The organism is Marinobacterium sp. xm-m-312 (genome assembly GCF_013283295.1).
Classification (GTDB): Bacteria; Pseudomonadota; Gammaproteobacteria; order Pseudomonadales; family Balneatricaceae; genus Marinobacterium_E.
In genome coordinates this window covers 59,384-76,975 of sequence record NZ_WBYS01000009.1, presented here as the reverse complement: position 1 = coordinate 76,975, position 17,592 = coordinate 59,384, and the positions used below count along the sequence as shown (strand labels likewise).

The 17,592-nt window shown below is 48.9% G+C and carries 15 protein-coding genes; 5 read left to right on the top strand and 10 right to left on the bottom strand.

Annotation, left to right across the window (positions count from 1 at the left end; translation table 11 throughout):
- Nucleotides 1-332 precede the first annotated feature (332 nt).
- Nucleotides 333-1,337: a 6-phosphofructokinase gene (gene pfkA / locus XMM312_RS11040; RefSeq protein ID WP_173489261.1), complete on the top strand. Its 1,005-nt coding sequence runs from the start codon at nucleotides 333-335 to the stop codon at nucleotides 1,335-1,337.
- A gap of 6 nt (nucleotides 1,338-1,343) precedes the next feature.
- On the opposite strand, the gene XMM312_RS11035 is transcribed toward pfkA, so the two are convergent.
- Nucleotides 1,344-1,985, bottom strand: coding sequence for an MBL fold metallo-hydrolase (locus tag XMM312_RS11035; RefSeq protein WP_173489260.1), 642 nt, complete (start codon nucleotides 1,983-1,985; stop codon nucleotides 1,344-1,346).
- Nucleotides 1,986-1,999: 14 nt separating this feature from the next.
- Nucleotides 2,000-2,884 (bottom strand): D-alanyl-D-alanine endopeptidase, encoded by an 885-nt coding sequence (gene pbpG, locus XMM312_RS11030; protein ID WP_173489259.1) that lies wholly within the window; start codon nucleotides 2,882-2,884, stop codon nucleotides 2,000-2,002.
- 104 nt (nucleotides 2,885-2,988) lie between these two features.
- On the opposite strand from pbpG, the gene XMM312_RS11025 reads away from it, so the two are divergent.
- Together XMM312_RS11025 and XMM312_RS11020 are read left to right on the top strand one after the other, a co-directional pair.
- Nucleotides 2,989-3,867 carry an SIS domain-containing protein gene (locus XMM312_RS11025; protein ID WP_173489258.1) on the top strand — a complete coding sequence of 293 codons (879 nt, stop codon included), beginning with the start codon at nucleotides 2,989-2,991 and terminating at the stop codon, nucleotides 3,865-3,867.
- A 143-nt stretch (nucleotides 3,868-4,010) separates the two neighbouring features.
- On the top strand, nucleotides 4,011-4,214 hold the full coding sequence (locus XMM312_RS11020) for a PA3496 family putative envelope integrity protein (RefSeq protein ID WP_173489257.1): 204 nt from the start codon (nucleotides 4,011-4,013) through the stop codon (nucleotides 4,212-4,214).
- A 63-nt stretch (nucleotides 4,215-4,277) separates the two neighbouring features.
- Here XMM312_RS11020 and XMM312_RS11015 read toward each other — a convergent pair whose 3' ends face one another.
- The 7 genes from XMM312_RS11015 to XMM312_RS10985 form a co-directional block, all read right to left on the bottom strand.
- Nucleotides 4,278-5,258: a GlxA family transcriptional regulator gene (locus XMM312_RS11015; protein WP_371743487.1), complete on the bottom strand. Its 981-nt coding sequence runs from the start codon at nucleotides 5,256-5,258 to the stop codon at nucleotides 4,278-4,280.
- Between the two features lie 121 nt (nucleotides 5,259-5,379).
- A complete protein-coding gene (locus XMM312_RS11010) occupies nucleotides 5,380-6,717 on the bottom strand; it encodes a branched-chain amino acid ABC transporter permease (protein ID WP_173482140.1) in 1,338 nt (445 codons plus the stop codon).
- Complete coding sequence (locus tag XMM312_RS11005) at nucleotides 6,717-7,730, bottom strand: branched-chain amino acid ABC transporter permease (RefSeq protein ID WP_173482141.1); 1,014 nt, start codon at nucleotides 7,728-7,730, stop codon at nucleotides 6,717-6,719. The genes XMM312_RS11010 and XMM312_RS11005 overlap by 1 nt, the downstream gene beginning before the upstream one ends.
- Before the next feature lie 3 nt (nucleotides 7,731-7,733).
- Nucleotides 7,734-8,438, bottom strand: coding sequence for an ABC transporter ATP-binding protein (locus XMM312_RS11000; RefSeq protein ID WP_173482142.1), 705 nt, complete (start codon nucleotides 8,436-8,438; stop codon nucleotides 7,734-7,736).
- Between the two features lie 6 nt (nucleotides 8,439-8,444).
- A complete protein-coding gene (locus XMM312_RS10995) occupies nucleotides 8,445-9,215 on the bottom strand; it encodes an ABC transporter ATP-binding protein (RefSeq protein ID WP_173482143.1) in 771 nt (256 codons plus the stop codon).
- Between the two features lie 64 nt (nucleotides 9,216-9,279).
- The gene (locus XMM312_RS10990) at nucleotides 9,280-10,479 is read right to left on the bottom strand and encodes an ABC transporter substrate-binding protein (RefSeq protein WP_173489256.1); all 1,200 of its coding nucleotides are present in this window, start codon (nucleotides 10,477-10,479) and stop codon (nucleotides 9,280-9,282) included.
- A gap of 291 nt (nucleotides 10,480-10,770) precedes the next feature.
- Nucleotides 10,771-11,241, bottom strand: a complete 471-nt coding sequence (locus tag XMM312_RS10985) for an Lrp/AsnC ligand binding domain-containing protein (RefSeq protein WP_173482145.1) — start codon at nucleotides 11,239-11,241, stop codon at nucleotides 10,771-10,773.
- Nucleotides 11,242-11,387: 146 nt separating this feature from the next.
- On the opposite strand from XMM312_RS10985, the gene putA reads away from it, so the two are divergent.
- Together putA and XMM312_RS10975 are read left to right on the top strand one after the other, a co-directional pair.
- Nucleotides 11,388-14,819, top strand: a complete 3,432-nt coding sequence (gene putA / locus XMM312_RS10980) for a bifunctional proline dehydrogenase/L-glutamate gamma-semialdehyde dehydrogenase PutA (protein ID WP_173489255.1) — start codon at nucleotides 11,388-11,390, stop codon at nucleotides 14,817-14,819.
- A gap of 82 nt (nucleotides 14,820-14,901) precedes the next feature.
- Nucleotides 14,902-15,759 (top strand): DMT family transporter, encoded by an 858-nt coding sequence (locus XMM312_RS10975; protein ID WP_173483705.1) that lies wholly within the window; start codon nucleotides 14,902-14,904, stop codon nucleotides 15,757-15,759.
- 4 nt (nucleotides 15,760-15,763) lie between these two features.
- Here the strand turns inward: XMM312_RS10975 and glmS are convergent, their stop codons facing one another.
- A complete protein-coding gene (gene glmS, locus XMM312_RS10970) occupies nucleotides 15,764-17,587 on the bottom strand; it encodes a glutamine--fructose-6-phosphate transaminase (isomerizing) (RefSeq protein WP_173489254.1) in 1,824 nt (607 codons plus the stop codon).
- Between the last annotated feature and the right edge of the window lie 5 nt (nucleotides 17,588-17,592).

Here is a 17,592-nt window from a genome sequence, read left to right as displayed (position 1 = left end):
TCAAGAAAAACATTACGCTAAATGAATTCACATATAGGTTGCTTGTCTTGTTAAGCTTTTGTGCTCAACCTCAACAAGCGCCCACACGCATTACCTGATTAATTGTTAAAGAGCGTGCCACCGATCTTTTGGCGGCTGCTTGAGTACTCGTCTCAAGCGAGGTGCGTATCTTACCGATATTAGACTTAGGGTCAACGTCTATTTTGGTTTTTTTTCACTTTTTTTAAAAAAAGATTAAAACTGATCATTAACTGTACAAAAGCCCCTATTTTTTGCTCATTTTTTACCCAAATTATCGCTAGTATTCAGGGATAAGCACTTTTGGACTCTTTATGTATCAGTTACCTCATTACTCCCACATTACATCCTTTTCTAAAGTTGCCATCTTAACCAGTGGCGGAGATTCACCTGGAATGAATCCAGCTATTCGTGCATTGGTCAGAACAGCGACCTCTTTTGGTATAGAGGTGATCGGTATTCATCGCGGATATGCAGGATTGCTGAATGAGGAGTTCGAAACACTGAATTCCAAAAGTGTCAGTGGACTCTGTCATAGAGGGGGAACCTATCTAAAGAGTGCTCGCTGTCTTGAGTTTCATGAAGCGGCCACACGACAACGCGCTTTCGATATTCTCTCCAAGCACGGCATCGAAGCATTAATTGTCATTGGGGGTGACGGCTCACTTTCAGGTGCCCATGCACTCTATCAAGAGTTCTCCATTCCCGTTATTGGTCTTCCAGGGACCATTGATAATGATATCTATGGTACTGATGACAGTATTGGGTTTGATACCGCTGTAACGACCGCCGTCGAAGGCATCGATAAAATCAGTGATACCGCCTATTCACATGATCGTCACTTCTTAGTTGAGGTAATGGGGCGTAACTACGGCCTGCTTGCCTGTCATGTTGCGATTGCCGCCGGCGCTGAAATGGTTATTGTTCCCGAACACCAGTCTGATATTACCGATATCAGCCAACAGCTGGCACAGCGACGCAAAGAGGGCATTGGTTCCAGTGGCATTATTGTCGTCGCTGAAGCTGGAAAGAGTGGCTGGTCTAATCAACTCTCTGAAGAGATGAGACAGCTCGGTGAAGACCCTAGAGTCTGTGTCTTAGGTCATCTGCAGCGTGGTGGAAAGCCAACAGCGCATGACCGCCTGCTTGCTGCTACGCTGGGTAACTGCGCCATTCATACACTGCTTGAAGGGAAAACGGATGTGATGGTGGGGGTAACAAAAGGTGCAGTGAGCACCACACCCCTAGAAGCCGTCATTACCCAGAAGAAGGGGTTGCCCGTTGAAGTGATGGACCTCATCAACGAGCTACAACACTAAGAATCACTAGCCCCAGCGATCGGCCACAAAGGGGTTGGTGAGTCGCTCATCACCAAAGGTCGATTCAGGACCGTGCCCCGGTATAAAGCGGATATCATCGCCAAGAGGAAACAGCTTCTCTTTAATAGAGCTGATTAACGTTGCATGATCACCCTGTGGGAAGTCGGTACGACCAATCGAACCTTTAAACAGGACATCACCCACCTGAGCAATTTTTGCCTTACGATCAACAAACACCACATGCCCTGGGGTATGACCCGGACAGTGAATGACATCCAGTGTGATATTACCAACCATAACGGTGTCACCATCATTGAGCCACTGATCCGGCACAAAGCCCTGCACCTGCTGAAAACCAAACATCTGACTCTGCTGCTCTAACCCTTCGATCCAGAACAGATCAGCTTGCTGAGGACCAATGATCTTTACATCCATCGATTTTGCTAGGGTAGCTGATGCACCGGCATGATCAATATGGCCGTGAGTCAGCAGAATCTTCGTCAGCGTCACGCCCTCTTCTTCGATCGCCGCCATGATTTTTTGCAAATCGCCACCTGGGTCCACAACGGCCGCCTCTTTAGTCTCTGGACACCAGAAGAGAGTGCAGTTCTGTTCAAAAGGTGTGACGGGAATGACACGATAAGCCATAGCTACCTCTGGGATCAGCGCGATGCTGTCATCAATGATTTTAATTTTTGATCACGGTAATTCGCAGCACCTCTTGGTACCTTGCCACTGCTGCCTTTTTCAAGCCAACGTTTGATGCGTTGCGCATCGGCTAGGTGGGTGCGTTTACCGTAGGAGTCCAATAGGACAATGCCTAAATTACGACCTTTGATGCGTGTTTTAAGAACCAAACACCGGCCTGCATCATCGGTATAACGGGTTTTACTGATCTGAATGGACCAACTCTTTTTATTAACCAAGGTATTAGTATTAAAAAACGCCATGGCCGTGCGTGGCCGTTTAAAGATCACATCACGTTTGGAAGAGGTCGTTACTTTGGAGAGAGTTGGATAGAGACTCACGGCCTCCAGCAGACGCATCAGATCACTTGCAGTAGAGACGTTCTTTTCAGAGAGCCCGGTAGGCTCCTGGAATCGAGTGTTGGTCATACTCAAGCCCTGTGCCGTCCAGTTCATATTATCGATGAACTGCTTAGCACCGCCAGGGTAAGCGTGAGCCAAAGTGGCCGCTGCGCGGTTTTCCGATGACATCAAAGCGATGTGTAGTACATCTGCTCGCGGAAGATTACTTCCAACACGAATGCGAGAGTGAACATTGCGCATCTCCGGTATCTGATTCACTTCAATCGTGATCCGCTCCTTCATCGGAAGGCGGCCATCTAAAGTTACTAATCCTGTCATCAACTTCGTCAACGACGCGATCGGTTGAACGCGATCGGCGTTGCGCTCATAGAGCACCTCTTGCGTGTCCAGGTCTTTGATCATGACACTGACAGAGGCAAGGTCTAGTTTAGCGGGATCAGGAGCTGCCACAGCCGTCGCGCTAAAAAGAACAAAAAATAGGGTAAATATAGATCGCATGAACCAACAAATCCTAATATCTATTATTAGGATACCGAAGCTACTGCAAGATTTGTATGCCTTGATATACTATCTCGCAACACTCTATAGAAATGGATCCTAGCGTGAACTCAGCTAACCTTCTTAAACAGATCAGCGATGCCAAAGCCAAGCTGCGTAAATCAGAACAGAAAGTGGCTGATTACGTTCTAGCTCAGCCAAATGACATCATTCATATGCGTATTGTTGATCTGGCATCTGAAGCGATGGTCTCTGAGCCGACGGTGGTTCGTTTCTGTCGAGCGCTTCAATACGATGGTTTCCAAGATTTTAAGCTGACCTTAGCGCAAGCACTGGCCAGTAACTCAACCTTCGAACAGTTCTCAATGAACCATGACGACACCGTTCTGGAGTTTAAGCAGAAGATCTTTGACTCCATGATGGGTAATCTGGTCGAAGCACGAGAGCAGTTAGATGACCGAGCGCTAGAGGAGGCCATTCAGGCGATCGCTTCAGCGCGTCGAGTGGAGTTCTATGGCCTGGGTGCATCTGCGCCGGTCTGTGCCGATGCACAACACAAATTCTACCGCCTTAAGATCTCTGCAGCCGCCTATTCAGATCCTCACATGCAGACCATCTCAGCCGTCACACTTGGCGAAGGGGATGTGGTGGTTGCCATTTCACAAACGGGTACCACCAAGGACCTTCTACACAGTGTTAAGCTTGTTAGAGATACTGGCGCAACCGTTATCACGCTCTGCCCAGCCAACACCCCACTAGCTGAACTGGCAACCATACCGATCTTTATCGACGTAGAAGAGGACAAAGACCTAAGTACTCTGATGTCATCTCGCGTGGTCCACCTTGTTGTCATCGACGTAATAGCTGTTGGAGTTGCGATGCGGTTGGGACCTAATGCCGTCGAGCATCTTAAGACGATCAAACGCAGTCTTAGAAGTCTTCGTCAAAACGATCGTCGCCTGATGATGCGCCGACCTGACTAACGCATTTTACGTTTCACTTTTTCGTAACACTTTTTTACGACAATCGTCGCGGTTGCATTACTGAGACGCTTTCAGTAAAAAGATATTAGAACAGTGTAGCCATGAGCGATCCGTTCATGGACGTTTGCTTAGGAGGTTGACCTATGCTGATTCGTGAAGAAGAACTAGATCCAGTAAAAACTCAAATTTTTGATCTGCTTGTGGGCTTTGAAGAGGAGAAGTCGCAGGAGGAGCAAAAGTGTCAATCACAGCGGCTGCTTAATGCTCGCCGAGCCATAGAGCAGCGTCGCGAAGAGCAAGAGCTCTCGACCTATTTCAATGAAGAGAGTTGGTTCGACGAGAAATAGTCGCAACCGCTCACAATAAAAAGAGAGATCGAGGCAGAGCCTATTGGAAATTTGATCTCTCTTTTACGCTTTTTCACCCAGTTCAATCATGCGGTGCACACCCGTTCTTGCCTCTCTTGGCGTCAATCCAAACTGCTTTTTGTAACAACGTGAAAAATAGCTAGTGGATGTAAATCCCGCTTTTTTCGCAACCGTTTGAATCGGAAGACGAGTCGACTTCAACTGCTGACGTGCAAACTCAAGACGCAAACTCATGTAGTAGTTTGTCGGTGATGAGTTCAGGTGCTGTCTAAACAGTCGCTCCAACTGTCTGGTTGAGAGCCCAACTCGATCGGAGATCTGCTCACAACTTAGAACCGGTTGAATGTGCTCACGCATCAACTCCAGCGCTTGTGTCAGGCGAGGGTGACTGCCGTGTTGGCGAAGCTGCAGCTTCATACGCTGCTTATCATGAGCAGGACGGATGTTGGGGTGAATACAGTGCTCAGCGACTTGGTGGGCTAAAGATTCACCATGGCGAATCGTAATCAGCTGAAGAATCATATCCAAACCCGACAAACCACCAGAACAAGTCATCAGGTTGCCATCAATCTCATAAAGCTCTTCACTGACGTTAAGATCTGGGTAGAGCTCCGTCAGCTGATCACGCTCCTCCCAGTGGACCGTACAGGTTTTACCCTCTAACACACCGGCTTCAGCCAATAACAGAGAGCCCGTCGAGGTTGCACCTAAACTGATACCATTGCGAACCAAATTCTGTAGCCAATCGTTCAAGTAGGTTTCGGACTCTTGTTGAGCACCGATACCGCCAACCACCAACATACGATCAATCGATTCAGTATCGTTCATGCGACGTGTGGGTTGGAAACGCATACCTGTCGAGCAGGTAACGGTCTGATCGGCTGGACCATAAAAGTGCCACTCATAAAGAGTTTGACCACTTAACTGGTTCGCAAGACGCAGCGGATCAATCGTCGCCGCAAAGGAGATGATCGAGAAACCGGGCATTAGGAAAAAGCCGAAGTGTTCTGGTTTCTGCTGCACAATTGACCTACAAGTAATAGAAGTTATTACCCTAGTCTACGCTAGTTGAGAAAAGATAGGTCACAAAAATGAAAATGGGGCCGGACTAGAAGCCCAACCCCACTCATAGTAGTGCTATGAATCAGTGCTTACGAGCCGTTCGCTCGGGGATTAATCCCTCTGGGGCATATCGTAATGCAATCAGAAGCACGATACCGACCGTCATCAGACGCATGTGAGCGGCACTGTCCATCAAGTGCAGACGTAGCCAGTGAGTTGGCTCCATGAAAGAGGTTAGGGTATCCACTAACCAAAGACCAATCGGCTCCGCTTCGATCCAGAAGAACCAGATGAAGAAACCGCCCAAGACTGCACCCCAGTTATTGCCCGAGCCACCAATGATCACCATGACCCAAATGAGGAAGGTGAAACGCAATGGCTGGTAACCAACCGGTGTAAACTGACCATCCAGAGTCGTTAGCATTGCACCAGCAAGGCCAATAACCGCTGAGCCAATCACAAAGATCGTCAGGTGACGTTTAACAACATCCTTACCCATTGCGGCAGCGGCCACTTCGTTGTCACGAATAGCGCGCATCATACGACCCCAAGGTGACTTAAGTGCCGTCTCAGATAAGTACATCAAGATCGCAATGACAACGATAAACAGCCCTGCGTAACATACTTTAACGAATAGAGACGAGGCCTCTGCCACTTCCATACCCCAGTCTGCAGCAAATTGCTGGAACCAAGTTGCCTGTTGTAGATCCACCTCATAAGGAACCGGACGAGGTAGACCGTTGACGTTTTTAACACCGCGTGTCAGCCACTCTTCATTCTTAATGAAGTAGAGAACGATCTCAGAAATACCCAGCGTTGCAATCGCTAGGTAGTCAGAGCGAAGCCCCAAAGCAACTTTACCAATGACGTAAGCCGCACCGGCCGCAAACACCATACCCACAGGCCAAGAGAGGATGATTGGCAGACCTAAGCCACCAAGATATCCAGTCACTGAGGGGTTAACCGCTTCGATTGCTTCAACGGAAGGGAGGAAAAATAGACGCATCAGGGCATAACCCACAGCTATGATGACAAACAGCATCCAATAGCCAGTCTTCTTACTCTTAGCCCCAAACTGTTTCCACGCCAGGATCGACACGAAAATGGTCGCAATTAGAATCAACAGGCCGACTAAAATGCCCTGACCACCCGCAGCACGCGCCTCTTCAACCGGTGGCATAGAGACCAGAACCGCGGCCAAACCACCCAGTGCTGCAAAGCCCATCACACCAACGTTAAAGAGACCGGCATAACCCCACTGCATGTTGACACCCAGTGACATGATGGCACTGATCAAACAGAGGTTAAGAATGGTAAAGGCGACAGACCACCCCTGACCCACACCGACGATGACAAGCAGAAGCGCCATCACCGAGTAGAGAATCGGAGTGCGATATTGATTAAAAAATGTCTGATTCATTACAAGGTCTTCCCACTAAAAATACCGGTAGGTCGCACAATCAGTACGATAACCAAGATGATGAATGAAACCGCAATCTTGTAATCGGTGCCCAACAGCTGAACCAACGAATCAGGTTGGAAACTATCAGGCCCCAAGTAGGTTACGACTTTCTTGTAGGCGAAGGTGACGGCAATCTCTGAGAAGGCGATCACGTAACCACCCGCAATGGCACCCAATGGGTTACCAACCCCACCGACAATCGCTGCGGCAAAGATTGGTAAGAGCAGCTGCATAAAGCTGAATGGTTTAAAGCTCTTATCCAATCCGTATAGAGTACCGGCAATGGTCGCTAGCGCACCCACAAGGATCCAGGTAATCATCACGACACGATCTGGGTTGATACCCGACAGCAGTGCTAGATTTTCGTTGTCTGAAAAAGCACGCATCGATTTGCCGGTACGTGTTTTGTTCAGGAACCAGAACATGGCAGCTACCACAATAATCGCAGTAATAATGGTCACCGCTTGAGTCATCTTAAGAGCCAACCCTTCATCAAGGCCCGTCGCACGTTTGAAATCACGCGCCGAGAAGATGAAACGAGTTCCGTCAAAGAAGATCTGATCGCCAGGACCGATAATGAATCGCACCAGACCACCGATAAAGAACATCAAACCGATTGAGACAATCAGGAAGATCACCGGACTCGCCTTGCGCTGGCGGTGATATTTGTAAACGGTTTTATCAAGGATCAACGAGAGTGCGACAGCACCGGCAATACCCAAAGGTAGCGCCAGCAGGGCTGTTGGCAGCGGTGCAATAGAGACACCCAGCGCCTGTAAACCCCAGGTACCAAAGATGGTGATCATGGTACCAAAAGCCATCATTTCACCGTGTGCGAAGTTGGAGAAACGCAACACACCGTAGACCAGAGTGACACCCAGTGCACCGAGCGCCAACTGACTGCCGTAAGTCAGTGCAGGAACAAGAATAAAGTTCGCCAGAACAATTAGGGCATTAATAAAGTCAGTCATCGATTAACCCCCCAAGAACGAGCGACGAACATCAGGGTTAGCCAACAACGCTTCGCCTGTATCTGTGAATCGGTTAGAACCCTGTACCAACACGTAGCCTTTATCGGCAATCTCTAGCGCCTGTTTCGCATTCTGCTCAACCATCAAAATCGCTACACCTGTGCGAGCAATCTCTATGATTCGATCGAATAGCTCATCCATCACAATGGGTGACACACCGGCTGTTGGCTCATCCAGAAGCAGAACCTTAGGTTGCGTCATCATGGCACGACCCACCGCGACTTGCTGGCGCTGACCGCCTGAAAGCTCACCGGCTGGTTGGCGGCGCTTCTCTTTCAAAATGGGGAAGAGTTCATAAACCTGTTCAATCGAATCGGAGATATCGTCTTCACGAATGAAGGCGCCCATCTCAAGATTCTCTTCAACCGTCATCGAGGTGAATACATTGTGGGTTTGAGGCACAAACCCCATCCCTTTAACCACGCGTTCTTCAGGTTTGAGGTGGGTAATGTCTTCACCATCAAACATGACCTGACCTTCTCGCAACGGCAACATGCCAAAGGTAGCCTTCATTGCTGTCGACTTGCCAGCACCGTTAGGGCCAACGATAACCGCGATCTCACCTCGATCCACACCAATGGTGCACTCTTTGAGGATATCCGCAGCACCGTAGCCGCCGGTCATACTCTGACCTATTAAAAAACTCATGTACGCTTACCGCTTATGTTTCAAACCGGTACCGAGGTAAGCCTCGATCACCTGCTCATTGTTCTTAACTTCATCAACCGTACCCTCGGCTAAAACAGTACCTTCCGCCATACAGATAACCGGGTCACAAAGACGCGCTATGAAGTCCATATCATGCTCAATCAGGCAGAATGTGTAACCGCGCTCCTGATTCAGCTTTTTAATCGCATCGCCAATCTTGTAGAGCAGCGTACGGTTTACACCGGCACCGACCTCATCCAAGAAGACAATTTTAGGATCCACCATCATGGTGCGACCCAGTTCCAGAAGCTTCTTCTGGCCACCTGACAGGTTGCCAGCCAGTTCATCTGCAACGTGACCAATCTCTAGAAAATCGATCACCTCGTCCGCTTTCTCACGCACACGCTGCTCGTCAGCACGCACTAGATCTTTGCGGAACCAGGTATTCATTAAGCTTTCGCCAGCTTGATTAGGTGGTACCATCATCAAGTTTTCGCGAACCGTTAATGAAGAGAATTCGTGAGCCAACTGGAAGGTGCGCAATAGACCCTTACCAAACAGCTCATGTGGCTTAAGTCCGGTAATGTCTTCACCATCAAGGGTGATGCGACCTGAAGTGGGCGAGTGGTGGCCTGCGATCACGTTAAACAGCGTCGTTTTACCTGCACCGTTTGGACCGATTAGACCGGTAATTGAGCCCTTCTTAATGTGAAGGGACGCGTCATTCACGGCATGAACACCGCCAAAGCGCTTATGGAGATTTTCTACAACAATCATAATGCTCAAATGTAAAAACGGCTCGAGATTCAGTGAACCCCGAGCCTGTTTTATGCGCTATCGCTTAGCGGTAACGAACAGTTGTGTTCTGCTGGTCTTTAACCAGAATCTCACGGTAGCTACCTGCTGACTCACCGCCGCCGATCAACTCAACCGCAGTCGCACCAACGTAGTCAATCTGACCGCCGTTAGCTAGGATCTCAAGACCTTTCGCTAGCTCACCTGGGTAGATTTTCTCGCCTGGAGCGTTTGCGATTTCAAAGAAGTGATCTTTAACGACTTTAGAATCTTTAGTGCCTGCTGCCTGCATCGCTAGAAGCGTCATAGCCGCTGCATCGTAAGAGTAGTCAGAGTATGGGCCAGGTGCCGCACCGGTAGCCGCAGTGAACATCTCTTTGTAAGAGTCTGATCCAGGGCTGTCAGTACCTGGAACCGTACCGATTGAACCGTTTAGATCCGGACCGATTGCAGCTGTTAGGCTGTCACCGATCATCGCATCAGGTAGGAAGAAGTGATCAAATGCACCCGCATCTAGAGATGACTGAATGATGCCTTTACCACCTTGGTCAAGGTAACCAGCAACCACTAGGATGTCACCACCTGCCTGAGCAAGAGCACCCACTTCCGCACCGTAATCGCCTTTGCCATCTTCGTGTGGAGTGTTGATAGTCACTTTACCGCCAGCCGCTTCGAAGTTTGACTGAATGCTGTCCGCTAGGCCTTTACCGTAATCGTTGTTGGTGTAAGTCATTGCGATCGACTTGTAACCTTTCTCCTGAAGCATTTCAGCAATTACTTGACCCTGACGAGCATCAGATGGTGATGCACGGAAGAAGTAACCGTTATCTTCAAGAGTTGAAAGCGCTGGTGAAGTCGCTGAAGGAGAGAACAGAAGAACACCGTTTGGCATCGCTACGTTCTGTAGGATTGAGATCGTTGCACCAGAACAAAGAGCACCCACAATCGCATCCACTTTCTCAGCTGAGATTAGACGCTCAGCGGCTGCAGCGGCAGCAGAAGCATCAACACAGGTTGAGTCAGCACGAACTGGAGTAACCTTAGCACCACCAAGAAGCTTGCCGCTATCAGCAACTTCTTTCATAGCCATCTCTGCACCTGCAGCCATATCAGCAGCAAGTGATTCAGCAGGACCTGTAAAGCCTAGAGCAACACCAAGACGAACTTCGCTTGGCATGTGGCTGCCAGCTTGCGCCGCACCCGCGATCATTGAAGCTGCAGCTACAGCCAATGCTAATTTTTTCATTCTCTTCTCCTTATAATGAAACATCACACCACTTTATCGATTAAGTAGTAGCGATCAGTGTCTGCAGTTTTTCAACTGGCAACGCATTAACATTATCGAATGTTGACCATTCAGACAACAGATTTCAGTTACGTATTGGTCAGACCATCTGATCAATTGATGGTTAATCAATTATAGAACAGACCTGATGGGTGATTTTGCCTATTTATTGAACAGAAACTGGAAAATATTCTTTTTATTCATATTATAAAAATCAATTTTCCTAGAAATTAGAGAAATTTAGGTGATTTGCTAACCATCAAAGACTTGGCCATGCTCTTTAACAGCCTCCATACAGACAAAGGTAGAGGTACTAGAGACATAGGGTAGCTCTGAAATAGTTTCACCCAGAACCTCTCGATAGCTCGCGATATCGCGTGTACGCACTTTAAGGATGTAATCAAAGTCTGCAGCCATCATATGGCACTCCTCTATTTCAGACACAGCGCCAACTGCATCATTAAATGAAGCAAGAGCAGCAGCCCTGGTGTCACTGAGCTTAACCTGCACAAAGGCAATATGATTAGTATCGAGCAGTCCGTAATCCATGATTACGGTATAGCCACGTATCACTCCATTGCTTTCTAGCCGCTTCATTCGAATTTGGCAGGGGGTTTTAGATAATCCCACTCTATCAGCCAACTCAGTGACCGTTATCCGCCCGTTTTGCTCTAAGGTTTTTAATATCGCCAAATCATAATTATCTAAAGACACATTAGTCATATCGCCTACCAATAAAATTATTTAACTATTAGTTATCTAAATTAAAGCGAATAATAAGTTTTAAAGTCTATATATACCTATAAAAATAGACAGAAGCCCTATAAGTCTAAATCTATAATTGCATTATCAATTTAGAGGGGCTAAACATGAACGCTCAAAACACACACATCCAGATACCCTATTGCGACCAATCAGAATTAGATCAACTGCAACAGCTCATCGAGAAAGAGCAACTTCTGCAGTGGGTCACGCCTGACCTCCAGACAGTGGCGAGCAACCTAGTCACTGCGATTCGTAACAATTTTAAGCCGTCTATCCTTGAGCAATTCCTTCGTGCTTATCCTTTAGACACGCAAGAGGGACTATCGTTGATGACTTTGGCTGAGGCCTACCAACGCGTACCGGACAAACAGACGGCTAACGAACTGATTATTGATAAGCTCGCTAACCGCGACTGGTCCGTTAAAACGGCGCAGACCAGTGCACTTGTTCGCGGCGCCAGCATGGGACTGCAACTGGGCAGCGCTAGCCTCAAGATGAAACCCCTTCGCAGCGCAATACTCGCCGCGATGCGAATCGGAGTGGGTGCAGGTATGCGGCTGATGGGTCGTGCCTTCGTCCTAGGTGAAAGCATTAAAAGCGCCCAAGAGCGCGCCGGCAAACTTGAGTTCCAAGGTTACACTTTCTCTTACGATATGCTGGGTGAGGCGGCTTATACTCAGGCCGACGCCGATCGCTATTTCAATTCATACCGCAACGCCCTGCTAGCACTGATCGAGCAGTCGAAATCAACCCAGATCGAAAAGAATCCAGGCATCTCAGTAAAGTTGTCGGCGCTGCATCCGCGTTACGAGCTATTCAATGAGGACGAGGCAGTTACCCAATTAAGTGAGCGCATGCTGTCACTCTGCTCACTTGCTAAGGAGCACAATATTGGCCTCAATATTGATGCTGAAGAGTGCGCACGCCTTGAGATATCGCTCGATATCATTCGCAACCTGATTGAAGCGCCTGAGCTTTCCGGTTGGGATGGTCTGGGTATTGTTGTGCAAGCTTACAACCGCAAAGCTTATTCGGTACTGGATCAACTCTACGCTTGGGCAGATCAGAGCAATCGCAAACTGATGGTGCGTTTGGTTAAAGGTGCCTACTGGGATACCGAAATCAAACTTGCGCAGGAGCAAGGGCTGGACCATTTCCCGGTGTTCACCGCAAAGCATCACACCGATGTCAGCTACCTCGCCTGTGCGCGCAAACTGGTGCGTTACGGCGACCGCATCTACCCACAATTTGCTACTCACAATGCCCAGACAGCAGCCTGTGTACTCAACTGGGCCAAAGAGGCCGGCATTGCATTCGAAATGCAACGTCTTCATGGCATGGGAGAGGCGCTGCATCAAGAGCTCTTGGAGAAGCACCAGACAGGTTGTCGTATCTATGCGCCCGTTGGAACGCATAAAGATCTACTCGCCTACCTAGTGCGTCGTCTGCTTGAAAATGGAGCCAACTCCTCATTTGTTAGCCAGCTTGCTGACGAGGCTATCCCGCCACAGCAGGTCGTTGCGAGTCCGGTGCATCAGAAACTCATCGAGCAAGCGGTAACACCCGGCAGCGCAATATTCACTGATAGGAGTAACTCTCGCGGTTTTGACCTTGGCGAACAGGCAGAAGTCGATGCGCTTTTAGCAAGCCGCTCACTCTTTATGCAGACAATTTGGGGCGAGACAGGTGACGTCCCTGTTGTAGAGCCTTACTCGCAAGAGCTATTGGGGCACTATCAAACGACTGATCTGAGCTCAGTCGATCAGCTGTTCAATCAGGCCAAGGTTGCCCAAACGGCTTGGGCAGACAAGCCACTCAAAGGAAAACTCTTGCGACAGATCGCAGATCTTTATGAACGCGACACTCCTGAGTTACTCGCTCTACTGGCCAGAGAAGCAGGAAAGACTCTTGCTGATGCAATCAATGAAATTCGTGAAGCGGTCGACTTTCTGCGTTATTACGCCGATGAGAGCGACGGACTTGATCAACAAACTGAGGCACGAGGTGTGGCTGTCTGCATCTCACCTTGGAACTTCCCGCTGGCGATCTTTACCGGTCAAATTGCGGCTTCTGTTGGTGCCGGCAATGCAGTGTTGGCTAAACCGGCCGAACAGACCAGTTTAGTCGCTCGCAAAGCGATAGAACTCTGGAAAGAAGCGGGCATGCCAACTGACCTAGTACAACTTGTGTTCGGCACAGGCGCACAACAGGGTAATGCACTGGTCTCACACCCAGACGTGAACGCAGTGATCTTTACCGGCTCGACAGCCACAGCGAAACGTATTGAGAAGGCACTTGCGCATAACGCTGCGCCAGATACTCTGCTGGTCGCTGAAACTGGCGGCCTGAATGCGATGATTGCCGATGCATCTGCGCTACCAGAACAAGTGGTTAAAGCGGTTATGGCATCAGCCTTCCAGAGCGCCGGCCAGCGCTGTTCAGCGCTGCGTATGCTCTACGTCCAGCGAGAGGTTTACCCGCAGATCCTCGAGATGATCACCGGCGCCATGGCGCTGTTAAAGGTGGGCGATCCAAGCGAACTGAAGTGCGATGTGGGTCCTGTTATTGATGCTAAAGCTGCGCAAGCGTTGAATACTTATATTGAAGAACAACGCTCAAGAATTGTGTATCAAACTAAAACTCAAGAGCTCGACGGTCATTTTGTTACACCAACCTTGCTTGAAGTTGATGGTATCCATGATTTGGACTTCGAGCGCTTTGGCCCGATTTTACATATTGCTCCATACAATGCGGATCAACTTGATGATGTGGTCAACGATATTAACGCGCGTGGATATGGCCTAACCTTCGCAATGCATTCACGCATACAGAACAGAACTGAGCGGCTCTGTGCTGAACTCAACGTGGGGAACTGCTACATCAACCGCAACCAGATTGGGGCTATAGTCGAGTCTCAGCCTTTTGGCGGGGAAGGTATGTCAGGGACCGGACCTAAAGCGGGTGGGCCAAACTATCTCGTCAATCTAACACAACCGGAGACAATTGAGAGTCAGTATCAACCTAACCCCTTAGACCTGCTATCAGCAGAACAGGTGCAATCAGCATGGCAGACTCTGCGATCTCAATTTAAACCTCTTGCTCGTGAACTTCTAACACAATGCCCTAGTGTTACGGGTGAAGATAATCAGCTATTCACATCAGCTAGAGGTTATTGGTTAGTCGCTGGCGACGAGCAAGCTTGGCAGCAAGCCATTGCAAGTGCATCAACCGGCAACCCAACGCTACTGCTAACCAAAAAGAGTCCTGACAGTGACATCATGAAAGATCTACCCATTATCTGTTTGGCCGGCGATCTGGATCCAGGACTGTTAACTGAGCTTGCAGACTTGGCAGGCGTATCTGTTAGCGCTCACGAAGCGTTATGTAAGCAGATTCGTATTACTCTCAGTCAAAGGGAGGGGGCGATCATTCCACTTCTCAAGTCTAAAGGGCACTCGGTTTACCACCGTAAAGAGCAACATATTTGCGAAGACACCACCGCTTCAGGGGGAAATGCAGCACTGCTAATGAGTTAATAGTATCGTTAACTCAAGACAGGCAAGGGGGTGATTTGCTATAACTCTTCAGTAGATTATCCCCTAGGTATCAAAGCCCATCATGCAACCATCAACCATCGGTATTCTGTTCTGTTTAGCGTCCATGTTGTCGTTTGCTATTCAGGACATCATCACTAAACACCTGCTAGTAGGGGGTTTGCCCCTAAGTCAGTTGTTACTGGTGCGATACCTGTTTTTTACCCTGTTTGCCGTCATGCTTGCCGGAGGGTTGCGGCAATCTGTTGTGGGACTTAAATCGGCACAGCCGATGCTGCAGCTGGGTCGTGCGGCGCTGTCGATTACCGAGATAATCTTTATTAACCTGTCATTCACGCTGATGTTGGTGGCAAAGGTACACGCGATCGTCGCGCTTTTTCCCCTGATTACGTTGGTTATGGCGCGATTTATCCTGAAAGAGGAACTGACGAGAAGAAGGGTGATAGCGGTTTTGATCGGTCTTACCGGTGCGATGATTATCATTCAGCCGAGCAGTGCCGGTATCTCGATCGAGTTACTGATGCCGCTGAGTGGCGCCATTGCATTAGCCAGTTTCTCGATTCTAACCAAATACCTGAGTGGCAGAGATGGATTCAAAACACACACCCTCTACATGGGGCTAGTAGGTTTGGTGCTGGCGCTGCCATTTGGCCTGTTTCAGTGGATTCAGCCATCGACAGAGCAGAGTGCACTGCTAATCGCATTAGCCATTATGAATATTGGCTCCCAGCTTTTTTACATTAAAGCGATGGACTATGCAGATGCGAGCACCCTGCAGCCGTTTAACTACACGCTGCTACTCTTTGCCACTCTGGCTGCATTAATTCTACTGGGCGAGGTACCCACACTGATGACGCTACTTGGCGGCGCCATCATCGTTGTGGGTGGTTTGATTGCCATGGGGCGGTTAGCCCCAAGGTAGTTTGCTACTCTACGGTTACTGATTTCGCAAGGTTGCGGGGTTGGTCGACATCGGTGCCTTTTAGAACAGCTACATGATAAGAGAGTAGCTGAAGAGGAATGGTGTAAACCAGCGGTTCTAACCAGAAATCGACAACGGGCAGTTCAATGACATGAATACCCTCTTCCTCTTGGATAGTACCTTCTTCCGCGAAGACAAATAGCTCACCGCCACGCGCTCGAACTTCTTGAAGATTCGCTTTCAGCTTATCCAGCATGTCGTTACGCGGGGCAACGGCAATGACCGGCATCTCTTTGTCGACCAGAGCCAGTGGACCATGCTTTAGCTCACCGGCAGGGTAGGCTTCAGCATGAATGTAAGAGATCTCTTTGAGCTTAAGTGCGCCTTCCATTGCAACTGGATAGAGCGCGCCTCGACCTAGGAAGAGCGAGTGGTGCTTCTCAGCAAACGCTTCTGACATCTTCTGAATCTGATCATCCAAGCCAATCACTTGCTCAAGTAAGCTAGGTAGTTGGCGCAGTGAGTGGATGATATAGGCCTCTTTCTCATCGGTTAGCCCCTGTCGGCGGGCCAGCGCGACCGTTGTCAGCATCAAAGCAACAAGTTGTGATGTGAACGCTTTAGTAGAAGCAACACCAATCTCTGGACCCGCTTGAGTCATCAGAGAGAGCTGTGATTCACGGACCAGCGAGCTACCTGGAACGTTACAGATAGCTAATGAGCCCGCCACTCGAGATTGAATATCACGCAATGCGGCCAAGGTGTCAGCGGTCTCACCGGATTGTGAAATAGTCAGAAGCAGAGTTCCCTCTGGAACAACGGCTTTGCGGTAACGAAACTCAGATGCCACCTCTACCGAACATGGCAAATTAGCTAATTCTTCGATCCAGTAACGCGCCACCATACCGGCATGATAGCTAGTACCACAGGCAAGAATTAAAACCTGCTTAGTGTTATCAAACAGTTCTGCAGCCTCTGCACCAAAGCACTGCTCAAGAAGACGATCTCCGGTTAAACGACCTTCAAGCACATCCGCCATTACAGTCGGCTGCTCATAGATCTCTTTCATCATAAAGTGCTTAAATTCGCCTTTTTCAGCTGCACTTGCTGAGTGCTCGTAACGCGACACTGCTCTCTCAACCGATTGACCTGTCGCATCCCAAACACGAATCTCATCACGAGTCAGGCAGCCAATATCGCCATCTTCAAGAAACATGAAACGGTCTGTAACAGGAAGCAGTGCAAGCTGATCGGATGCGATAAAGTTTTCGCCAATGCCAACACCAACAACCAGCGGACTGCCTTTGCGTGCGGTATAGAGCTGGTCTGGTAGATCCTTGTGTACCACGCCCAAGGCGAATGCACCCTCAAGACGGGCGATGACTTTTGGCAACGCTGCAAGAAGTGAATCTTCTGATTTAAGAAGCTTAGCAAGTAAGTGAGCGATTACTTCTGTATCAGTCTCAGATGAGAATTGAAAACCATCAGCAAGCAATTCAGCTTTTAGCTCTTCGAAATTTTCGATGATACCGTTATGAACAACAGCAACACTATCTCCTGACATGTGCGGGTGAGCGTTGTGCTCTGCAGGCACACCATGAGTGGCCCAACGCGTATGCGCAATGCCAAGTGTACCTGTGATCGGTGACGCTTCTTGAGCATCCTTAAGAGCCTGTACTTTGCCAATACGGCGTAGACGATTCACAGATTGACCATCATGAATGGCCATGCCCGCTGAGTCATAGCCGCGATACTCCAATCGACTAAGACCCTCTAATAGAATACCGCTGACCTGGCGTTCAGAGACTGCACCTACAATACCGCACATAACGA